The sequence below is a fragment of the Dietzia timorensis genome (genome assembly GCF_001659785.1).
GTDB lineage: Bacteria > Actinomycetota > Actinomycetes > Mycobacteriales > Mycobacteriaceae > Dietzia > Dietzia timorensis.
Genome location: NZ_CP015961.1, coordinates 2,316,808 through 2,338,041 on the forward strand (window position 1 = coordinate 2,316,808; position 21,234 = coordinate 2,338,041).

18 protein-coding genes are annotated in these 21,234 nt (G+C 64.6%); 11 read left to right on the forward strand and 7 right to left on the reverse strand.

Annotation, left to right across the window (positions count from 1 at the left end; genetic code table 11):
* The first annotated feature begins 35 nt into the window (after positions 1-35).
* The 5 genes from BJL86_RS10670 (at position 36) to BJL86_RS10690 (ending at position 8,457) form a co-directional block, all read left to right on the forward strand.
* Complete coding sequence (locus BJL86_RS10670) at positions 36-1,949, forward strand: acyltransferase family protein (protein WP_067475043.1); 1,914 nt, start codon at positions 36-38, stop codon at positions 1,947-1,949.
* Positions 1,950-2,061: 112 nt separating this feature from the next.
* Positions 2,062-4,314: an AAA family ATPase gene (locus tag BJL86_RS10675; RefSeq protein ID WP_082908537.1), complete on the forward strand. Its 2,253-nt coding sequence runs from the start codon at positions 2,062-2,064 to the stop codon at positions 4,312-4,314.
* 13 nt (positions 4,315-4,327) lie between these two features.
* Complete coding sequence (locus tag BJL86_RS10680; RefSeq protein ID WP_067475037.1) at positions 4,328-5,749, forward strand: McrC family protein; 1,422 nt, start codon at positions 4,328-4,330, stop codon at positions 5,747-5,749.
* Positions 5,750-7,159 carry an SGNH/GDSL hydrolase family protein gene (locus tag BJL86_RS10685; RefSeq protein ID WP_067475033.1) on the forward strand — a complete coding sequence of 470 codons (1,410 nt, stop codon included), beginning with the start codon at positions 5,750-5,752 and terminating at the stop codon, positions 7,157-7,159.
* Between the two features lie 77 nt (positions 7,160-7,236).
* The gene (locus BJL86_RS10690; protein ID WP_067475030.1) at positions 7,237-8,457 is read left to right on the forward strand and encodes an acetyl-CoA C-acetyltransferase; all 1,221 of its coding nucleotides are present in this window, start codon (positions 7,237-7,239) and stop codon (positions 8,455-8,457) included.
* Here the strand turns inward: BJL86_RS10690 and BJL86_RS10695 are convergent.
* From BJL86_RS10695 to BJL86_RS10705, 3 genes are all read right to left on the reverse strand, one after another.
* Positions 8,454-9,452, reverse strand: a complete 999-nt coding sequence (locus BJL86_RS10695; RefSeq protein WP_083657673.1) for an IS481 family transposase — start codon at positions 9,450-9,452, stop codon at positions 8,454-8,456. The genes BJL86_RS10690 and BJL86_RS10695 overlap by 4 nt on opposite strands.
* 192 nt (positions 9,453-9,644) lie before the next feature.
* On the reverse strand, positions 9,645-10,766 hold the full coding sequence (locus BJL86_RS10700; RefSeq protein WP_082908651.1) for an FUSC family protein: 1,122 nt from the start codon (positions 10,764-10,766) through the stop codon (positions 9,645-9,647).
* Entirely contained in the window at positions 10,763-11,146 is a 384-nt protein-coding gene (locus BJL86_RS10705; protein ID WP_197487635.1) for a hypothetical protein, read from the reverse strand. The genes BJL86_RS10700 and BJL86_RS10705 overlap by 4 nt, the downstream gene beginning before the upstream one ends.
* 273 nt (positions 11,147-11,419) lie before the next feature.
* Between BJL86_RS10705 and thpD the strand changes: the two genes are divergently transcribed.
* From thpD to BJL86_RS17140, 5 genes are all read left to right on the forward strand, one after another.
* Positions 11,420-12,388, forward strand: a complete 969-nt coding sequence (gene thpD / locus BJL86_RS10710) for an ectoine hydroxylase (protein WP_197487634.1) — start codon at positions 11,420-11,422, stop codon at positions 12,386-12,388.
* Between the two features lie 107 nt (positions 12,389-12,495).
* On the forward strand, positions 12,496-13,143 hold the full coding sequence (locus BJL86_RS10715; RefSeq protein ID WP_067476858.1) for a helix-turn-helix transcriptional regulator: 648 nt from the start codon (positions 12,496-12,498) through the stop codon (positions 13,141-13,143).
* A 92-nt stretch (positions 13,144-13,235) separates the two neighbouring features.
* Positions 13,236-13,913, forward strand: coding sequence for a YoaK family protein (locus tag BJL86_RS10720; protein ID WP_067476855.1), 678 nt, complete (start codon positions 13,236-13,238; stop codon positions 13,911-13,913).
* A 71-nt stretch (positions 13,914-13,984) separates the two neighbouring features.
* Positions 13,985-14,710, forward strand: a complete 726-nt coding sequence (locus tag BJL86_RS10725) for a DsbA family oxidoreductase (protein WP_067476854.1) — start codon at positions 13,985-13,987, stop codon at positions 14,708-14,710.
* On the forward strand, positions 14,707-14,850 hold the full coding sequence (locus BJL86_RS17140) for a hypothetical protein (protein WP_156515403.1): 144 nt from the start codon (positions 14,707-14,709) through the stop codon (positions 14,848-14,850). Before BJL86_RS10725 ends, BJL86_RS17140 begins: the two co-directional genes overlap by 4 nt.
* Before the next feature lie 431 nt (positions 14,851-15,281).
* Here the strand turns inward: BJL86_RS17140 and BJL86_RS10735 are convergent, their stop codons facing one another.
* Positions 15,282-16,889: a long-chain fatty acid--CoA ligase gene (locus BJL86_RS10735; RefSeq protein ID WP_067476848.1), complete on the reverse strand. Its 1,608-nt coding sequence runs from the start codon at positions 16,887-16,889 to the stop codon at positions 15,282-15,284.
* Between the two features lie 311 nt (positions 16,890-17,200).
* Here BJL86_RS10735 and BJL86_RS10740 point away from each other — a divergent pair, with 311 nt between their 5' ends.
* On the forward strand, positions 17,201-18,340 hold the full coding sequence (locus BJL86_RS10740; protein WP_067476845.1) for a sterol desaturase family protein: 1,140 nt from the start codon (positions 17,201-17,203) through the stop codon (positions 18,338-18,340).
* A 32-nt stretch (positions 18,341-18,372) separates the two neighbouring features.
* Here the strand turns inward: BJL86_RS10740 and trhA are convergent, their stop codons facing one another.
* The 3 genes from trhA to BJL86_RS16790 all read right to left on the reverse strand — a co-directional run bounded on the left by trhA (position 18,373) and on the right by BJL86_RS16790 (position 21,156).
* Positions 18,373-19,071 carry a PAQR family membrane homeostasis protein TrhA gene (trhA, locus tag BJL86_RS10745; RefSeq protein WP_231887270.1) on the reverse strand — a complete coding sequence of 233 codons (699 nt, stop codon included), beginning with the start codon at positions 19,069-19,071 and terminating at the stop codon, positions 18,373-18,375.
* A gap of 151 nt (positions 19,072-19,222) precedes the next feature.
* Positions 19,223-20,095 (reverse strand): Bax inhibitor-1/YccA family protein, encoded by an 873-nt coding sequence (locus tag BJL86_RS10750; RefSeq protein WP_067476874.1) that lies wholly within the window; start codon positions 20,093-20,095, stop codon positions 19,223-19,225.
* Between the two features lie 203 nt (positions 20,096-20,298).
* Positions 20,299-21,156 carry a hypothetical protein gene (locus BJL86_RS16790; protein ID WP_197487633.1) on the reverse strand — a complete coding sequence of 286 codons (858 nt, stop codon included), beginning with the start codon at positions 21,154-21,156 and terminating at the stop codon, positions 20,299-20,301.
* Positions 21,157-21,234 lie beyond the last annotated feature (78 nt).

Sequence of the window (21,234 nt, forward strand, 5' to 3'; positions counted from 1 at the left end):
GTTGGGGGCGCGCTGTGGTGAGGAGGTAAATCACCGTGACCCAGGGGATTTCGACACATCGGCGAAATAATGCACTGGACGGGCTGCGCGCTATCGCAGTCGTGTCCGTGTTCGCTTTTCACCTGTTTCCCGCCTCGGTTCCCGGCGGGTACCTCGGCGTCGATATCTTCTTCGTTCTCTCCGGCTTCCTCATCACTTCGTTGTTGTTGCGGGAGAAGACTGTTGACGGCGAGGTGTCGCTGAAGAACTTCTGGCTCCGCCGTGCCCGTCGGATCCTCCCCGCAGCTTTTTCGGTGATGGCGGCCAGTTGCGCGGCAGCGCTGTTGGTCAGCGCCGACCTCCGTGTCGGGCTGTGGCAACAGGTGCTCGGAATCCTCACCTTCACCACCAACTGGGTACAGATAGCGACCGAAACCAGCTATTTCGAATCGCAGATCCCGCAGTTGTTCCTCCATTACTGGTCGCTGGCGATCGAGGAACAGTTCTACCTCGTATGGCCGCTCGTGCTGCTCGGGCTGCTGTGGCTGGTGCGCCGCATGCCGATGCGCCGCACCGCGCTCGCGGTGGTCATTTTCGCCCTCGCGGTCGGCTCGGCCGCGCTCATGTGGGCCGGGTACACCGAGGGAACGGACTCCTCGCCGATCTATTTCGGCACGCACACCCACGCGTTCGGCCTCCTCATCGGCGCGGCCCTCGCCGTCGTCACCAGCTCGCAGAACACCTCGAAGCTCGCCTCCCGCTGGACCGGGGACGCGTTCCCATGGCGCACGGACGCTGCATGGACCCTCGCGTCCAGCATCGCCGGAGTGGTCATCGTCGCCGCGTTCTTCCTCATGAACGACAAGGACGCGCTTGCCTACCAGGGCGGGATCTTCGTGATCTGCCTCGCTACTGCGGTGCTCATCGCCGCGGCCGCTCTGGGCCGGGGCGCGCTCACCGCGCCGCTGTCGCACCCGGCGATGGTGTGGGTCGGGCGCCGCTCGTACTCGATGTATCTGTGGCACTGGCCGGTGTTCGTCATCGCCGGGCAGCTGTTCGACGACAACCCCGAGCAGGCGCAGTCCGGCTTCGTCGCGGTGCTCACCATCGCGGTCGTCACCCTCCTGAGCCACCTGAGCTACGTCTGGATCGAGTTGCCGTTCCAGCGCTACGGCTACGGCGGGGTGGCTCAGCTCGTCCGGCGTCAGGACACCGAACCCAAGCCGGTGACCGCGCGCGCCGCCGCCAAGGCCGCGCCGCCGGTCAAGAGCCGACTGCTCCCGGTCGGCGCGACGGCGCTCACCGCGGCAATGGTTGTGCTCACCGGGATCGGTGCGTACTCGGTGACCACGGCCCCGCAGAAGACGTCGATCGAGGAACAGCTCGAGGCCGCCGGCGGCCAGTCCGCGTCCGCCTCGGCTGCCAACGAGATGGAGCTTCCGCCGGAGCCGCAGCCGTTGCCCGCCGGCACCGACATCTCGGTGATCGGCGATTCGGTGGCGCTCGGTTCGACAGAGGCCTTTACGCGGGCGTTCCCCGGGATGGATCCCGCACAGGTCAACGCCGAGGTCTCGCGCAGCCTCATCGCCGTCCCCGGGATCCTGCAGGAGCTCTCCGCCGCCGGTGTGGAGCGCGACGTCATCATCGTGGCGATGGGCGCGAATGGCCCCGCCGGCTCCGAATACATCGACGCGATCATGGACGAGATCGGCCCGGACCGGCTCGTCGTGGTGATGAACGCGCACTCGTCGCTCCCGGTCAACGCGGACATCAACGCCGGTATCGCCGAGTCTGTCGCGAACCACCCCAACGCCGAGGTCGGCGACTGGGATGCCGCGATCTCCGAACGGCCGGATCTGCTCGCGGCGGACAACGTCCACCCGGCGGGCGAGGAGGGCCGCGACCTGTACGCACAGGTGGCGAAATCGGCACTGCAGCGGCTCGTCGATCGCCAGGCGGCCGCCGGATGATCAACTAATACCTACCGGTGGGCGCGCCCCTGGTAACTTCGACATATGACGGAGGCGTGCGCCCACTGCGCTGCGCACCATCCTTATACGTAAGAACCGAGGTTTACTTTTCGTGACTCAAGGTGCACATGAACGTCCGACAGGTCCCGCTCCCGAGATCGAGACCGCAGCGTGGCAGGTACTCGGCCCTGCCCTGCGCATCGGCCAGTCGGCATTCGAGCCGGACCTCTATACGTTCACACCCGAGGTCGCCGAAGAACTGATCCGCCTGCTCGACGCCGAACCGGCCGAACAACCGCAGGATGCCGGTGCCGCGAAGAACGCCGACGTGCTCCGCTCCCCTGTGATGCAGACCCTGCAGGAGCAGCTCGAGGGCGCGCAGCACCCGGTCATCATCCTCGCCGCCGAGCTGCTCTACATCCAGCAGCTTCCGCTGTCGACGGTCACCTCGCGGCTCAAGCGGTCACGTGTGGGTGAGGTGCTGTCGTGGACCGAGCCGAAGCTCGCCATCCCCGCGCCGCTGCTCGCAGCGCTCGACGAGAAGGGCCCGCTCACCGGCGGCCTCGGGTTCAACGTGCAGATCCGCGAGCACCTGCGTTGGCTCGCCTCGTTCATCGTGCACTGGGCGGAGGTCGACGAAGCGACTCGTGACGCCGCTCTGTCCGATCCGTGGGAGTTCCAGCGCGTCGCACGGTCGACGCCCGGCGACTGGCGCGCGATTCGCTATTCGCTGCAGTACCTCGCGTGGCCGGCGTTCTTCCAGCCCATCGTCAAGCACGAGCACAAGACGAAGATCCGTGACGCCTTCGCCGATCTCATCGGCGGCCCCTCCGGCATCGACGAGCTCGATATCGACCAGGACCTGCATCGCATCGGCGAGCAGCTCGCCTCGCAGATGGGTGGCAGCGTCGACTGGTACCGCGGACAGGTGGCCCAGCGCTGGCAGCGCTACCAAAACGACCACTCGCGCCGCGCCTGGCTCGTCCGTCCCGGCCGCGCGGGCGCGCAGACCGCCGCGCAGTGGGTCTCGCAGAACCGCATCGCGGTCCCGGCGACGCACCTGCCGCGCATTCCCGCGCACGCCTCCCGCATGGAGGTCTCGCAGGCCGTCGAGCAGGGCTATCCGCACCACGATTACCAGGCGCGGTTCCAGCTCACCGCGGAGATCTTCACGTTCTTGTCGCGGATGAATCCGCAGGACGTCGTCGCCACGATCGCCGGCGGCAAGCTCCACATGGGCACGCTCACCGACGACCTCGGTTACGTCGATGACGGCGGACAGCAGCTCGAGCGCAGCGTCCGGTGGGTCTCGGCGACGATGGACGTCGATCAGCTCGACAGCCCGCTGTCCGAACTCATCGCCGAACCCGGTTCGGTCGTCGACCTCACCGACGCGCTCGACCCGCTTCTCGCGTTCATGCACCCCGGCCACCATTCTTCCGAGGTCGCTCCCGGCGAGGCGCCGGCCGCGGGCAAGATCCCGGAGCTGCCGGAGATCACCGACGAGTTCGCCGACAGCCTGCGCATGTCCCGCAAGGAGCTGCAGGACTACGTCGATACCTTGCAGTCTCGCCAGCAGATCGTGCTCTACGGTCCTCCGGGCACCGGTAAGACCTACCTCGCGCTGGAGCTCGCGCGCTTCCTCGCGGGCCCGGACGACCCGTCCCGCGTGCAGCTCGTCCAGTTCCACCCGTCCTACAGCTACGAGGACTTCTTCGAGGGCTACCGGCCGACGCTCACGGACGACGGGCAGCCCGCGTTCTCCCTGCAAGCCGGGCCTCTCCGCCGTCAGGCCGCCCGCGCCTCCTCCGAGGCTGGGCGCGGCCACCCGAACTTCCTCATCATCGACGAGATGAACCGCGCGGACCTCGCGCGCGTATTCGGCGAGATGTATTTCCTGCTCGAGTACCGCGACCGCACCGTGCTGCCGCAGTACTCGCCGGACAATTCTTTCCGCCTGCCGCGCAACCTGTTCATCATCGGCACGATGAACACGGCGGACCGCTCGATCGCCATGGTCGACGCGGCGATCCGCCGTCGCTTCTCGTTCATCGAGCTGCACCCGGACGAGGCTCCGGTCGCGGGCCTGCTTCGCCGCAAGTTCAAGGCCGAGGGCAAGAACACCGAGCCCGCGGATCTTTTGGATGCGCTCAACGCCGAGATCGACGAGGCCGACCGCGACCTGCGCATCGGCCCGTCGTACCTCATGCGCGACGAGGCCCAGACCGACGAGGGGCTGGAGAAGATCTGGCAGCTCGACCTGCTCCCGCTGCTCGACGAGCACTACTACGGCCGCCTCACGCGGTCGGAGGTGCGCGAGCGTTTCGGCTTGGAGGCGCTGCGCCGCTCGCTCAAGAAGAAGTAGCGGGGCGCACATAATGATCGCCGCCCAGACCACGGTGGAGTTCGACGAGTTCGACCGCAAGGGCCGAGTCGTCGAGCTCACCGGAGCCGAGGCCGTCGCCCTCGCCGGCACCGGCCTGCTCGAGGTCCTCCCCGCGCGCACCGGCCGCTGGCGCATCATCCCCAACGGCCACGTCGGCGCGGTGCGCATCGGCACCCGCTCGGTGTCGGTGCTGCCCCATGCCAACCTCGGGCTGTCCGATCTGTTCTTCCTGCTCGATTACGCGCCCTCGGGCGCATTCCAGAACACCTCGATCGGCGCCTCGGAGACCGACGATCTGTGGACGTCCATGGCCCGGTCCTTCATCGCGCTCGCCGAACCTGAGCTCGCCCGCGGGCTCATGCGCGGCTACAAGCGCGTCGACGACGCGCTGTCCACCGTGCGCGGCCGTATTCGCATTTCCGACCAGATCCGCCGCCACCCGGGGATGACGATCCCCCTCGAGGTCACCTACTCCGAGTTCACCCCGGACATCCCCGAGAACCAGATCCTGCACACGGCGCTATACCGGCTGCAGTTCCTGCCCGGCCTGCCCGATGCGCTGCGCCGCCAGCTCGCACAGCTCGAGTTTCGACTCGCGGACGTGCAGATCTTCGGCCACGGCCAGAAGCTGCCCGAGTGGACGCCTTCGCGCATCAATGCCCGCTTCCACGATGCCCTCGTCCTCGCCGAGCGCATCCTCACAAGCGTGTGGCTCGACGTCGACCCGCTGTCGGAGTCCTCCACGCTCGCCGCCTTCGTCACCGAGATGCCCGATCTCTTCGAGAGCTACGTCGCCGACATCCTTTCGGAAAGTATGACGGCGAAGGGCGAGGAACTCCTGCGGGACCCGGTCGTCTACCTCGAGGACAGCTCGGGCGGAGGCGCAAGCTCCCGACACTCCGGTTCCCGCGCCCGGGGGACCGCTTCCGGGAGTGCCGCCGCGGCGGCCGCAGCACCCGCGTCCGCGCCGCAGCAGGCCACGTCCTCCCCCGCTGTGCCGGACGACGATTCTTTGCCCCGCCACTCCAACGGCCGCGAGTCGGACCTCATCTCGGTGCCGACCGGCCTGGTGTACGTGCGCGACGGCGCGCCGATCGCCACGTTCGCCCCCGCATATCCGACCACCGCGGACGGCGAACTCGACTCGCATTTCCGACTCCTCGCTGCGTGTACGGCCCTCGGCGTCAACCACGCCTTTCTCGTCTACCCCGCCGATAGGCGCGGCGCGGCGCCGCGGCCGAGGCGCATCGTGCACACGGATATCTCGATCGTCGAGTATCCGATCGACCTGGCGCAGGGGCCCGAGGGCGCACGCTCCGCACTCGCGGAATTGGCGCGCATGGCGCGTAACCTGAAACCGACCCCGGCGAACCGAGGCAAGAGCAAACGAGCACGGCAGAGGAAGAACACGTAGATGAGCACAGGCGCCAGCGACGACGCGACGATGCGCATGTTGCGTGGGGTCGGCGTGGCCGCGGTGGCCGCCGCCGGCTCCGTCGGCGCCTCGCGCGGGGCCTACGAGCTTCTCGCCGCGCAGGCGCGGATTGCCCGCAAGGTCATCCCCAAGCCGACGACGTGGCCCTTCAACGGTGACGGGCTCTATCTACCCGGCGCGTCGGCACCGCAGACGTGGCGCCTCGGGATGCACGCCGACCTGGAGTTGATGATTTTCGGCGATTCCACCGCCGCCGGGCTCGGCGCCTCCTCGCGCGAGGAGCTACCCGGCGTGCTCATCGCCAAAGGGCTCGCAGAGGAGTCCGGACAGTCGGTGCGGTTGTCGACCAAAGCGATCGTCGGCGCCTCCTCGAAAGGCCTGTGGTCGCAGATCGAGGCCATGCAGATCACCGGCGGCAAGCCCGATGTGTCGGTCATCCTCATCGGCGGCAACGACATCACCGCCCGCAACGGTCTCTCCGCCTCCGCCTCGCGCCTCGGTGAGGCGGTCCAAACACTCGTCGATTCGGGGTCGAAGGTCGTCGTCGGCACGTGCCCGGACCTCGGCGTCATCCAGCCCGTGCCGCAGCCGCTGCGCTCGATCATGCACGCATGGAGCCTGCGGCTGGCCGCGCTGCAGGCCCATCAGGTTCGGTCCGCCGGGGGCATCCCGGTTCCCCTTTCCGAAACTCTGACGCCGGAGCTGCGCGATCGCCCGGACCACTTCTTCTCGGCGGACCAGTTCCACCCGAACTCGGCCGGCTACGAGCTCGCGGCCGCGATCCTGCTCCCGCCGACCCTCATCGCGCTCGAGATCTGGGACGAGGACGCCAAAACCGCCGCCGACGGCAAGGTCTCCGCGGGCGCCGAAACCGCCGACGCAGACGACGCGACGCAGGTCGAAGGTTCCACCTCAGAGGACGAGGTTGATACGACGGCCACGGCGAACGACGGCACGGTCGTCCAGCAGCTGCTGTGGCGCCTGGTGCACGTCGTGCGCCCCGGCGATTCGGACGATGCGAGCGGCGCCGACTCCGATTCGCCCTTCGACACCGAAGTGTTCGACTCGCACCGCGAACGCGCACGTGCCGAGGCCGCCGCAGACGATTCCGCGGCGAGCGGTTCGGGCTCGCATGCCTACCGCCCCGGACCGCTTCCGGAGGACCGGAATGTGTCGGCCGATTCCGCCGATGCAGAGGCTCGCCGGGCGGCCGGCCGCTTCTTCCGCCTCAGCCGCTTCCGGCCCGGGGGGAACCGCTCCTCCGGCGTCATGGGTGAAGAAAAAGCGGGAAGTGGGACAGCAGCCCCCGACACGAATGGTTCCGCAGAAGAGACCGCGGAGCTGCACGAATCCCGTGGAACCGAGCCCGAGAGCCGCGCGGACGCCTAGCGCGCCGAGGGCTCACTTCGGAGACACTAGTAAGCTTGCTCGCAAGGCACATTTGACCGCGCAATAAAGGAGTATCCATGCCGGAAGCCGTCATCGTCTCAGTCGCACGTTCACCCATCGGTCGCGCCATGAAGGGCTCGCTGAAGGACATGCGTGGCGACGACATGGCCACCCAGATGATCAAGGCCGCACTCGACAAGGTGCCGGAGCTCGACCCCACCACGATCGACGATTTCCTCGTCGGCTGCGGCCAGCCCGCCGGCGAGCAGGGCTACAACATCGGTCGCATCCTCGCGGTCAACCTCGGCTTGGACCAGGTCCCCGGCGTGCAGGTCAACCGCTACTGCTCCTCCTCGCTGATGACGACTCGGATGGCGATGCACGCCATCAAGGCCGGCGAGGGCGATATCTTCGTCTCCGCAGGTGTAGAGGCCGTCTCCCGCTATGTCAAGGGCATGGCGGACAACATGCCCGAGTCGACGAACCCGATCTACGAGGAGGCTCTCGCCCGCACCGCGAAGCGTGCCGAGGGTGGCGCCGATAAGTGGACCGATCCGCGCACCGAGGGCCACATCCCGGACGTGTACATCGCGATGGGCCAGACGGCGGAGAACGTCGCGCAGTACACGGGCATCACCCGCGAGGAGCAGGACGAGTGGGCGGTGACCTCGCAGAACCGCGCCGAGGCCGCCATCAATAACGGCTTCTTCGACAAGGACATCACCCCGATCACCCTCGCCGACGGCACGGTCGTGTCGAAGGACGACGGCCCGCGCCCGGGCACCACGCTCGAGGGCATCTCCGGCCTCAAGCCGGTGTTCCGCCCCGACGGCACGATCACCGCCGGCAACGCCTGCCCGCTCAATGACGGCGCCGCTGCGCTGGTCGTCATGAGCGATGTGAAGGCCAAGGAGCTCGGCCTCACGCCGCTCGCGCGCGTCGTGTCCACGGGCGTCACCGGTCTTTCACCGGAGATCATGGGTCTCGGCCCGATCGAGGCCACCCGCCAGGCGCTCGGTCGCGCCGGCAAGCAGGTCTCGGACATCGATCTCTTCGAGATCAACGAGGCGTTCGCTGTGCAGGTCATCGGTTCGCAGCGCGAGCTCGGCATCGACCCGGAGAAGCTCAACGTCTCCGGCGGCGCCATCGCGCTCGGCCACCCGTTCGGCATGACCGGCGCCCGCATCACCTCCACGCTGATCCACAACATGCAGGAGCGCGACGCCCAGTTCGGCGTCGAGACCATGTGTGTCGGTGGCGGCCAGGGCATGGCTATGGTGCTCGAGCGTCTGAGCTAGTTGTGATGTCCAGGGAGGTTGGTCAGTCGGGTGACTGGGGCCTGGCCTCCTATAGCGGAATGTGCTCGGTGATGATTGTAGAAGTGCATCCACTCAGGCAGGGCTGCGTTGCGCTGTGCAGTTGACGCGTAGAACTGGGCGTAGGCCCAGCCGTCGGACAAGGTGCGGTGGAAACGCTCGATCTTGCCGTTGGTCTGTGGCCGGTAGGGACGTGTTCGCTTGTGCTTGATACCCAGGTCAGCACATGCATCTCGCCAGGTGTGGGCGCGGTAACACGAGCCGTTGTCGGAAAGAACTCGTTCGACCACAACGCCTCGTTCGGCAAACCACGCACTCGCTCGGCGCAGGACCCCGATCGCGGTCTCGGCCTTCTCATCAGAGCAGATCTCGGCGTAGGCGACCCGGGAGTGGTCATCGATCACCGTGTGGACGTAGGCGGTGCCGATTCGCGGGCGGTAATCCTTCCCACGCTCGCCCGTTCGATGCGCTGTTGCTAGCGAATTCTGCTGGCCCTGCTTGCGACCGACGAACTTGTGTCCGCCGCCGTCGGGGATGTTGCCGAACTTGGTGACGTCGACGTGGATCATCGAGCCTGGATACGGGTGCTCGTAACGGCGCAGCGGCTCCCCAGTGACGCGGTCGATGTAGGTGAGTCGGTTGATCCGGCATCGCGCCAGCACCGCATGCACAGTCGAGGCAGGCACGCCGAGCCGGCCAGCGATCTGGACCGGTCCGAGCCGCTTGCGCCAGCGCAACGCCACGATCCGACGCACGACTGACTGCGGTGTCTTGCTCGGGCTACGGCGAGGACGCGAGCTGCGATCGGCCATTCCCGCGGCGCCTTCGGCCCGGTATCTATCAGCCCACTTTCTCGCTGTGCGCGGCGCGACCATGAACATTTTCGCCACCGCTGAATACGTCCAATGGTCCTCGACGACCAACTTCGCCAGCCGCAATCGTGTGCGTGGCGTCAAGACAGCGTTAGCGTGGGACATGAAGACCTCCGGGACCTGAAGCGGTGAACTAGACAGCTCCACTCCACTACCGGAGGTCTTCCCTTGTCACCCCGACTCACCACCGAGCAGCGGTACAACCTCCCTGGACATCACAGCTAGTCCACCTCGGTCTTACTGCACGGCGCCGCCCGTGCCCCGCGATTTAGCTGGGCACGGGCGGCGCCGTTGTCTCTATGTACGCTCGCGCGCGTTGCGCGAGGACGCGACGTCGTCGACTACGACGACGATGTGCCGCACGCTGGTGATCAGGGAACCGTACAGCGTCCAGGACATCGGATCGATTTCCTCGTTCTTGGCCATAGTCGCCGACAGATCGGTGAGGCGATCGTAAAGCGGGCTGACATCCGCATCCGGATCAGAGATAGCCCGTCCGGCGTCCCCGACGATATTCGCCCATTGCGAGCGGAATCGCTCGTCCCAGTTTCTGTACCCCTGCGTGGCCTCGCGGAGAGTTCGTGCCAGGTGGAGAAGGTGCGAAACGCCCTCGTTCGCCCGCGTAAGAATATCTTCGTATCCAGCGACCGATCGCGAATCCTTGGGGGTGCCGGCGCGCGTGGCCGGCCCGAACGCGCCGGAGCGCATGCGGGGATTCCCCCTCCGCGATTCCCGCGCGTAATAGACCACCTCCCACGCCGAGTCCAGCTCGGAGGCGATGGATTCGCATTCCTCGAACCACGTATCCGCCTTGTCCGTCTCCCACGATTTGGAGAACTCCTCGGCGACGCTCACGAGAACCTTGCCCATGCGTTCGTTGACATTGTCGACATACCTTGCTGCTTGTTTTTCTCTCAGCGGTGGGATGATCACCAGGTTGACCAGAACGCCGGCTCCCACGCCGACAGCCACTTCGAATATGCGGTCGATCAGCAGTGGAGCTTGTTCACCGAAGCCGCTTCCGAGAACGAAGATGGCCGTCGTGGCGATCGCTATCCCCTCTTCGCGAAGCCACGATAGTCGCGCGGCAGCGACACCGATCAAGATCGCCAGAGCGAAGCTCCACAAGCTGACGCCGAGGTAGTGCCCCACGAGGAACGACAGCGCGACGCCGAGCACTGAGGCCACCATGGTCTGCACGCCGCGAACGAGTGACCGGTGCACTGTCGCATGAACCGTGAGCAGCGCCGTCCAGGGCGCCAGGAACGGCAACGACGACTCGAGCAGGGTTACGGCGATCCACCACGCGGCGGCGGCAGCCACGACGGTCTTGAGAATCTGGATGAGGTCGGTGGTGAACTCCGGCCTGCGCCAGAGCGGTTCGCGTTCGTGTATGCGCCCGCCGTTCAAGGACCTCATGCGTTGCCCGAAGTCTCCGATCCCGCTGTGCGGTCGGGGAAAAACCCATCGGGAAACTCCGCCTTGAGCGCGGCATGCTGTCCCGTCGAGGCAGATTCGGCAAGGAGCTCGAGCGTGGCGCGTACGATCCGCTCAGTCTCTTCTCCATGCGCGGTCCCGTGTAGGGCCGAAGCACGGCCGAGGAAGCTGCGAAGATTCGGCGCCGCCGTCAGGTCGGTGACTTTCCGTTTCTGTCGCGTGTGAGCGCTCTCGGCCTGAGAGGCGATTTCACCTGCAACTTTACGAGAAGTTCTCGAACCGATGTCTTGTGCCACAAAGAGTTCCGTTCCCCTCGGCATTTCGGGATTCAATTCTGCGTCGGGACCGATTTCGGAGTTCATCATCCACCCCTCTGAGACATCTTTCGACCTCGCCGCGTCGAACACGGCGCGATCCGTACGTCACCACCGTAGACCGACGACAGATGTAGTTCTTCACCCTTAAGGGTGAAGTTTTGACGCCGACGCTGCCCTAGCGTGAGGCGTAGTCAGCCCCTTCGGGAGCTGAAACAAATGGTGCGAGGATCGTCCCGTCTGTCGGTGTGGGCGTTTCTCCTCGCTCGATGAGCATGCGCGACAAGGAAAGTAAGTCGACAGCACAAGCGGAAAGGTTCAATGCAGACACACGATTCACCAGACCGCGGCAGCGACAACTCGCATCTGCAGGTCAATGATTCCCGGATCGACTTCTACCCGACGCGCTCGTCTGCGAAACGGGACCACCTCGGCCGCATGGCATGGAAAGAGCGTTCGGTGCCGACGGTGTGGGCAGACGAAGATTCTCGGTTCTCTCCGCCAACGGGCTTCGACGTTTCGGGGCATAGTAAACGCGGGTACACCATTCAACCCGGACTCTTGACCCCGGCGGAAGTACAGAAGTATTGGTCGGAGCTCAACCGCCTCATCGCCCGGTCGTCCGATACCGACGATCCGCGGGTGATCCGGGAACCCGGCTCCGGGGACGTCCGCTCGATCTTCGACGTTCACAAGACCTCCGCGGACATCGCCGCGCTCGCAGTGGACCCGCGAGTGCTCGAAACCGCACGATTCCTCCTCGGTTCCGAGGTATACCTCCACCAGAGCCGCATCAACTTCATGCCCGGGTTCGCAGGTAGCGGATTCTACTGGCACTCGGATTTCGAAACCTGGCACGCCGAAGACGGGCTACCGTCCCCCCGCGCCGTCAGCCTATCGATAGCACTGACGGACAACTACGCGTTCAACGGTGGACTGATGGTTGTCCCCGGGTCGCACCGATACTTCATTCCAGGCCAAGGAAACACGCCCGACAACAACGTGGAAACCTCTCTCGTTCGCCAAGAGGTCGGCACTCCGGCTCAAGATGACGTCACCGAATTGACCGCAGAGCTCGGTATCGACCAGTTCACCGGAGCCGCAGGAGCTGGCTTATGGTTCGATTCGAACATCATGCACGGTTCCGGCAACAACATCACTCCCTACCCTCGCTCGAACATTTTCTTGGTATTCAATAGCGTTGCCAATGCGCCGCAAGAACCGTTCGAAAGCACCTCGCGTCGACCCGAACATATCGCGGCAACCGAGGTCGATCCGCTCCGTCGGTAGCCGCCCTGATCGCGACGGTCTCCGCATGGGGACGGTTGCATAGCGAGCCCCGGGGCAGAGCCCACGCCGCACCGTTTTTTCCGTCTTCCCACACGTAGGATTTCTGTATGAGTGCGATCAGAGTGGCCCTCGTCAACGACTACGACATCGTCGTGCAAGGCCTCAGGGCAATGTTGCGACGCTACGAGGGTCGAATCGAGTTCGTGGAATTGAGCGTTGATAATCACGTCGACTCGTGCGCTGATATCGCTCTCTACGATTCGTTCGCGAGCCCACGTTCGTCCCCCCAACGTTCGGCGGCGATAGCGGACAATTCTCGTGTCGGGAAGGCGGTGCTCTATTCGTGGGAAATCGGTCAGTCGGAGATCGCTGAGGCTCTAGCGAGAGGTGTCGCCGGATACATTTCCAAGACCACGCCGGCACACCAGATGGTCGAGGCGATCGAGGCTATCCACCGCGGCGACGAGCCCGTCCACAATCCCCCTGGCAGGCTGCAGGCGAACTACGGCGATTGGCCGGGCCGGGAAGAGGGTCTCACCCAACGTGAAGCTGAGATCCTCGCCTTGATCACCCAGGGGTTCAGCAACGAAGAAATCGCCCGGCACGCCAATATCACCATCAACTCGGTCAAAACGTACATCCGCAGCTGCTACCGAAGGATTGGGGTGTCCCGGCGCGCCCAGGCAGTTCTGTGGGGCGTACAACACGGGTTCCTTCCCGACCGAGTCGAGGATGAAAAGGTGAGGGAATCGTGACCGTCTCCCGACCTTTCCCGGCGAATACCTTGACCCGATGAAAGGGGCGCTGAAGTAAACTTCCATCGCAACGACGAGGCTCCGGGAGTTACATGAAGCGATATCGGCCCGGCGAGAAAGCTCTCGCCATGGCGCTCGCAGGCTCCGCCGGCTTCGCGGATTCGGTGGGCTTCATGTTCTTCGGCGGTGTTTTTCTGTCGTTTATGTCCGGCAACACCACGCGCATCGCGGTGTCCGGCATCGAGGGGCAGACCGACCTCATGTGGCTATCAGTGCGCTGCGTCGCGCTGTTCGTCGTCGGCGTCATGCTCGGCACCGTGGTCCACCGTGTCACTACCCAACGGTTCAATCTGTACCGCGCACGCGAGGCGGTCCTGGCATTCGTTTCGCTGCTCATGCTGTCGTCCTCACTCCTCCACGCCTTCGGCCCGGATTTGGTCGCGATGCTCATCATTTCGCTCGCGATCGGCGCTCTCAACTCCGCGTTCGAGCGCAGCGGCGAGGTCGCAGTACCCCTCACATACGTGACAGGCACGCTGGTCAAAGCAGCGCAGCGTTTCGTCGACTCATTCTTCGGTGGCGACAAGACCGCGTGGGTCTATCCACTGCTCATGTGGGTATGCCTCGCGGTCGGCGGCGGGCTCGGCGCGGCTTCGTTCCACAATTTCGGCCTCGACGCCCTCTACATCCTCACCGCCTGGCTCGTTGCGGCGACCGTCGTCAACCAACTCAAGCGCGAGCGCCGCCGCAAGCTCGGCCTTCCGCTCTAGGCCCGGGACTTTTTCACGCGCGGCTGCGTTGTCCTAGGGGAAGCAGAAATCCCCAGCCCGAAGGTGCCACCATGACTACGCCCGTAGAGTCCCCCGTCTCCCCGCAGCCGCTCATCGAGATCGACGTGTGGACCGATGTCGTCTGCCCGTGGTGCTACATCGGAGAGGGGCGCCTGTTCGAGGCGATAGAGGCCGAAGGCCTCTCCGACAAGGTGCGCCTGCGTGCCCGCTCCTTCGAACTCGACCCGACCTCGCCCGCCGAGGTCACCCAAACCTCGACCGAGATGCTCGCCGCCAAGATGGGTGTGTCGAATGACGTCGCACGTGCCAAGGAAGGCGAAGTCGCCGCGCTCGCCGAGGAACTCGGTCGCGATTTCGCCATCGACCGGCCCTTCGCGAACACGCGCGCGATCCACCGGGTGATGCAAGCCATCAACGCCGCCCACCCCGGCGACGACGGCGCCACCGGCACCGCGTTCTTCCTCGACCTCCAGCGCGGTTACTTCTCCGGCACCCTCAACCCGTTCGAGGAGGCCAACATCCTCACCGCCGCCTCCGCACATGGCCTTTCGGAGGACGCAGCCCGCGAGGCCCTCACCTCCCAGGAGTCTGACGCCGTGGTCGAGCAGGAAATCCAGGCCGCACGCCAGATGGGCGCCGGCGGAGTTCCGTTCTTCGTGTTCAATGGCAAGTTCGCAGCGCCCGGCGCCCTACCGACGGACACCTTCCGCAAGGCGCTGCGCCAGGTCGCAGCCAATTCCGAGGGCACCGCCAACACGGAAGGATCCCACGCATGAACAACCCTGCTTCCGAGTCCACTGATCCAGCGAGCCAAGCCGCACAGCAACCTACCGCTGCCCTCACCTCGTTCACCGAGCTCCTCGGCCTCGATGACGGCACCGGCACGGTTTGCACGCCAGACGGATACTGCAGCTAGAGTTCCTGCGCTGCTCGCATCGCCTTGTGTCGCTTCCGCACCTTCTTCACGACGAAAACTATGAGAGCAAAGAACGGAACTCCAACGATTCCGTAGGAAATTGCCGCGAGCGCAGCCCAAAACAAGGTGGCAAGAGGAACGTTTATCAAGTCGTGTAGCAGGAACGCAGGTTCCGGGGGCTCGCTGAGCATCATCAACGTGAATGCGGCACCGACAATCCACAAACAGAACAAGGCCCAATAGAGCGCTCCCCACGCTAACGAATCGCCGAAATCTCGCATTAGCCGAGCCTCCAGACATTGCCGCTCGTAGACAGTGACTACAGAACGCCACGAATAATTGCTTCACCGAAATGAGTAACCGCGCCTCGGGAATGTTCCCGGGGCGCGGTTATCCAATGCGGTGTCAATGCCGCAGCAAGCCAAGCAAACTTACTTCACGTGCGCCTTACGCAGCGTGACCTTGTTGATCTTGCCCGTCGCGGTCTTCGGCAGCTCGTCGACGAATACGTAGTCCTCGGGGATCCAGAACTTCGCAACCTTGTCCTTCAGGTACTCGCGAATCGTGTCCGGCGTCGGATTGTGCCCCTCCGCCGGTACCACGATGCCCACCGGGCGCTCGTCCCACTTGGGGTCCGGTCGGCCGATCACGGCAGCCTCCGCCACGTCCGGCGCAGCCGCGATCCAGTTCTCGAGCTCCGCCGAGGAAATCCACTCGCCGCCCGTCTTGATCAGGTCCTTGGTGCGGTCGACGATCGTGATGTTGCCGTGAGAGTCGATCGTCGCGACGTCGCCCGTCTTGAGCCAGCCATCCTCGGTGAAGGATCCGGAGTTCTCCACGCCGTAGTAGCCGGACGCGATCGTCGCGCCGCGGCACTGCAGCTCGCCCGTGGATTCGCCGTCCTGGGCGACGATCTCGCCGAACTCGTCGACGATGCGCACGCGGACGATGGGAATCGTGATCCCGGCGAGCGCGAGCATCTCGACCTTCTCATCATCGGAGGCGTCCTGCCGGTCCGATGGGATGTGGCCGGTCGACACGAGCGGACTCGTCTCCGTCATGCCCCACGCGTTCGACAGCGGAACGCCGATCTCGCGCTGGTAGTCGCGCGACAGCTCGACGGGGATCGGCGCCCCACCGGACACGAGGCGACGAAGCTTCGGAAGCGACTTGCCCTGCACGTGCGGGAAGATACCGCGCCACAGCGTTGGCACAGCGAGGCCGATCGAGCACTCGTCCTCGACAAGTGCCTTCGCGAGCAGGTCCGGGGTCATCGCGTTGCCCGGCAGCACGAGGTCCGCGCCGCACATCATCGCGGCATACGGCACACCCCACGAGTTGACGTGGAACATCGGGACGATCCCGAGGACGCGGTCCGCCTCGGAGATCGCAAGAGTATCGGCGAATTGGATGGCCATCGCGTGGAGGAACATCGAACGGTGGTCGTACAGCACGCCCTTGGGGCGCCCGGTAGTGCCGGAGGTGTAGCACATCGCCGAGGCCTGCCGCTCGTCCGGAACGTCGAAGTCCATGACCGGCGAGGCGTCCGCGAGCAGCGTCTCGTAATCGTGGAAGCGATCGTCGCCCTCGGGGGTTTCCGGCCCCACGCCGTCATCCATAACAACGATGTGGCGAACGGTGGGAATCTTGTCGAGAATCGGCAACAGCGCACCGAGAATCGAGCGATCGATGAAGATCGTGTCGTCCTCGGCATCACCGACGATGTACTCGATGTCCTCGGCGAACAGGCGATGGTTGACGGTATGCAGGATGCGGTTCGAGCACGGCACCGCCATGTACAGCTCGAGGTGGCGGTGGGTGTTCCACGCGAACGTCGCGACGCGCGCCTGGTTCGGCACCTCAAGGGTGTCGAGCACACCGGCGAGGCGGCGGATGCGATCGGCGACCTCGCCGTAGGTGATCGTCGTGCTCTCGCCGGTGATCGAGTGGGTCTTCACCTGCTTGTGCGCGAAGCGCGTCTCGATGCCGTCCATGATGATCGGAAGGCTGAGCGGGACGTCCTGCATGAGTCCTTGCATGGGAAGAAACCTTTCACTCGGGTTCACTTTCGCCGCGTATCGCGGCCCTAATCGCGTATGACGGCGGAGTGATCTAGACCACTAAGTCGCCGCTACACCTCAGGTTAGCCGCGCCGCGAAACCGGTGTCACCCGGGATCGGCAAAACTTGAGGGACTCTCAGCTTTACGCACAAATGTGAACTACGACTGTCCGTTTTCTGGACACTCGCGCCCTGCCCATCGGCCGATGTCTAGAACGACCTAGTGTGGTTCCCATCACTACTCTCCGCCTGCTTCAAGGGACGAAGCAGCGTCGACGAAAGGACGATCAATGAGAATCGACCTGACCGTGGTCGCGATTCCCGCCTATGTTGGCGCGATGGCGGCAGAGTACGCGTGGCAGAAGCGGAACCCGAGAGTCGCCGGAACCCGCGCGGGCGATTACGAGTTCAAGGACACCATGGCGAGCTTGTCGATGGGCCTCGGCAGTCTCCTCGCCCCGCACGTGTCGAAGGCACTGTTCGGTTCGCTGTCCGGGCGCGGGCGGGCCGCCACGGCGGCACTCGGTCTCGCGGTGGGCTCGGGCGCGGTCGCCACGGTAGTCGACGTTCTCCGCCGTCATCGCCGGGGCGAACTTCCCGAGGCGGGCGTGGTCCCCGAGCCGCGCCCTACCCCAACCGCCTATGACGCCGGAGCCGCTCAGCATCAAGGCCCCGCCGAGCTTCCGCCGGTCCTGAATAGTATCGGCCGGGCGGCCGCCGTATCGTCGGTCGCGACCACCGCGCTCGTCGTGGCCACGGAGTGGGGCGCATCCACGGCGAGCAAGAAGATCTTCGGACGAACCGGGCGCGACCTGGGCTCCGGCACCCTCGCCTACGTGGTCGCGGTACTCGGCTGGGACTTTATCTACTACTGGAACCACCGACTCTCGCACGAGGTTCGCTGGTTGTGGGCGGTGCATTCGGTGCACCACTCGAGCGAGCGCTACAACCTTTCGACCGCGTTACGGCAACCGTGGGGCGAGGCACTCACCTTGTTCGTCCCGTATTCCGTGCTCGCATCGATCGGCGTGCGCCCGCGAGTGCTCGCCGACGCACGGGCGATTAACCTGATCTATCAGTTCTGGGTCCACACCGAGGCGATCGACAAGCTCGGCCCGTTCGAGCGGATATTCAACACCCCGTCGCACCACCGCGCACACCACGGTTCCAACGCCGAGTATCTCGACCAGAACCATGGCAGCATCCTCATCGTGTGGGACAAGCTTTTCGGCACGTTCGAGCCGGAGGATGCGCGGGTCGTCTATGGGCTGACGAAAAACATCGACACCTTCAACCCGGTACGGGTGTTCGGCACGGAGTGGATTGCGATCGCGCGCGATGTCGCGGCATCGGAGTCGTGGCGCGAACGCTGGTCGTTCCTGCTGCGCGGTCCGGGCTGGGCTTACGACAACCGCCGGTCCACGGGATAGCCGGGCTCCTAGGCCCCGAAGTGGTTTTCCGGCTAACCGCCGACAGTGACCGCCTCGAACACGACGATCCAGATGGCGATGTGGTGCAGCCCGGCGGCGACGATCGTCGCGGCGTGGAACACCTCGTGGAAGCCGAACCAGCGCTCGCTGGGGTTCGGCCACTTGAGCGCATAGCCGAGCGCGCCCAGCGAATAAATTGCGCCACCGACGAGGATCAGCACCATCGCCGGGACCGTTAGCCCCTCGATGAGTCCGCCGAGGTCGAACACGGCGATCCAGCCGAGCACGAGGTAGACGGTGACCGACAGCCACCTTGGGTGGTCGATCCACACCACATTGAGTGCGACGGCGAGCAGTGCCGCGATCCAGCACACCCCGAGAATGATGAACCGCTGCGGGCTGTCGGAAGCTCCGATAAAGACCGGTGTGTAGGTGCCTGCGATAAACACGGCAATAGCGGCGTGGTCGGCGCGGCGCCAGGCGACTACGGCGCGTTCACTGCGCCAGGGGAATCGGTGATACGTCGCGGAGGTGGCGAGCATTCCGACGAGGCACAGCGAATATATGACGACGGCGAACGTCAGCCACGAGGCCCGAGACGTCGCGGCGGTGAAGGCGACGAGCGCGGAGCCGGAACCACCGAAGAACCATGCGGCTTCGGAGTGCAGATGCCCGCGCAATTGGGGCCTTGGCCCTCGGTCGAACACGGGTGGCTTGAAACGGGATTTCACTGCACTCCTTCCACGCCGAGGTCGTTGCGTACGCTATTCGATTTTGCCACCGCGGGACCGTACGCGGGGCGAAAGGTGACAGGAAAGACCGAACGCGGCCTCGCCGGGTGGCGAGGCCGCGTTCGCGTTCTGGGCAACGGTGACCGACGTTCTAGTCGTTGTTGAAGATCGCGAGGAGGCGGAGGATCTCGGTGTAGAGCCAGACGATGGTCACGGCGAGGCCGAGGGCAACGCCCCACGCCATCTTCGCGGGCGCGCCGGCGCGAACGAGCTTGTCGGCGTTGTCGAAGTCCATGAGGAACGAGAACGCCGCGAGACCGATGCACACGAGCGAGAAGATGATCGCGATCGGTCCACCATCACGCAGCGGGTTGAAGTCGAAGAACATCGCTGCGACGAAGTTGATCAGCGCCATGAGTGCGACGCCGATGATGGCGGCGGTCATGAAACGGGTGAACCGCGGGGTCACGCGAATCGCACCGGTCTTGTACACGAACAGCATGCCAGCGAACACCGCGATCGAGGCGATGATCGCCTGGAACACGAGCGTAGGGATAGACGCCCCGGCGACGCCGTACGCGGACGGGATCACCAGCGAGAACGCGCCGACGAAGAGGCCTTCGAACGCGGCGTAGATCAGGGTGACAGGCGCGGAACCCATCTTCTTGCCGAACGTCGCGACTAGCACGGTGATGAACCCGCCGATACCGCCGACGAGAAGGAACGGAATGGCGAGGCCGGGGTTATTCTGCGAAAGGAAGAACGCGACCGCGCCAAGCGCGACGATAATGCCGAGAGTCATCGCCGACTTGGTGACGACGTCGTCGATCGTCATCGGCCGCTCGCCGGCGGGCGCCTGCTGCTGGTAATCCTGTTCGTAGCCCTGGCGGAAGGCCGCCTGCTGCGCGAACTGCTGCCCCTGCGCAAAGCCCTGGTAACCGCCCTGCTGGCCCTGCTGACCAAAGCCGCCCTGGCCGCCGCGCTGCGCGGTGCCGATGCCGCCGCGCTGCACCTGCTCGTTCATGTTGTTGAATACTGGATTCGAGCTTCCGAGCACTGTTCTGCCTTCCCTAGACGAGATTTATTGTCGATCTATACGTACTGATGACCAATCTACGTTCATTAGAACGACCTAAGGCGCCCAGAAGTTCCCGCGACGGGCCACCTATTCGAGAATTGCTCATTGCATTCCCTGCCCCAGTCGATCTAGAGACCATCGTGTGACCGCTAATCCTCCTTATGACCCTGTTCGTCGAGGACTTCGGCCTCAAGAAATTCGTGCACGTCCGCAGGAACGGTCTTCATTTCCTTTAATACGTCCGCGAAGGTGATTCGTGTCGCTTTGACAGCGCCTCGTCCGAAAAGGTGATTGCCACCCGCCCCGATTGCAGCACCGAAACCGAACGGCGCAATCTTCCCGATAACCAGAATGCCTTGCTTAGATCCGTACTTCGTGACGAAATTTCGTCCAAGCACCTTGTTAAGTTGTTTGATACTTGAAGTCGGCACCTTCTTTGTCGCCAATTTCCCCCAATGCGCTCCCGTGCGCTCCGCTGCCTTACTCACGGCGCCTGAACTAGACCCACCGAGAAGGACGGCAAGTACCAATGCCCGCACATGGTCAGAATCCGCGACATCGACTTCGAGGAGGCGTGCAACCGACTGCACGTGTACGGCTGTAAGACCCATGAATGCCGTCGTGTCACCGACTGCAGTTCCTAATGCAGCCACGGTTCCGACACCCGGCACCGCCGCCGTCCCGCCTGTTGCCGCTCCAATAGCCGTCACTTCGGACAAGAATCGTCGTTCCAGTTTCGAGACGAGCTCAACCGGCGATTTGTCCGGGTTCTTTTCACGAAGATTCTTAACTTGTTTGTCTGCTAGGACACCCGATCCTGCAAACGCCTTGTCAAATAGTGAGAGCAATGATGCGCTTTGCGCTATAGACGAGGCGGACTGCTGTGCGGCCTTGCCGGCCGAGTTCGCCCGGTCGGCAAGTACAGCCAACCTTCCCCTGGACTTTTCAGACGGCGCTGCTTGCTCTGAGTCGCCCTGTTCCGAACCCCTGGATTCCTGATTCCCCATGCCAATTCCCCATATTGATACAGCCCTACAGCCTTCTGCCTGCGTTGCTTCGTCGAATGGATGCTAGCGCATCGAGGC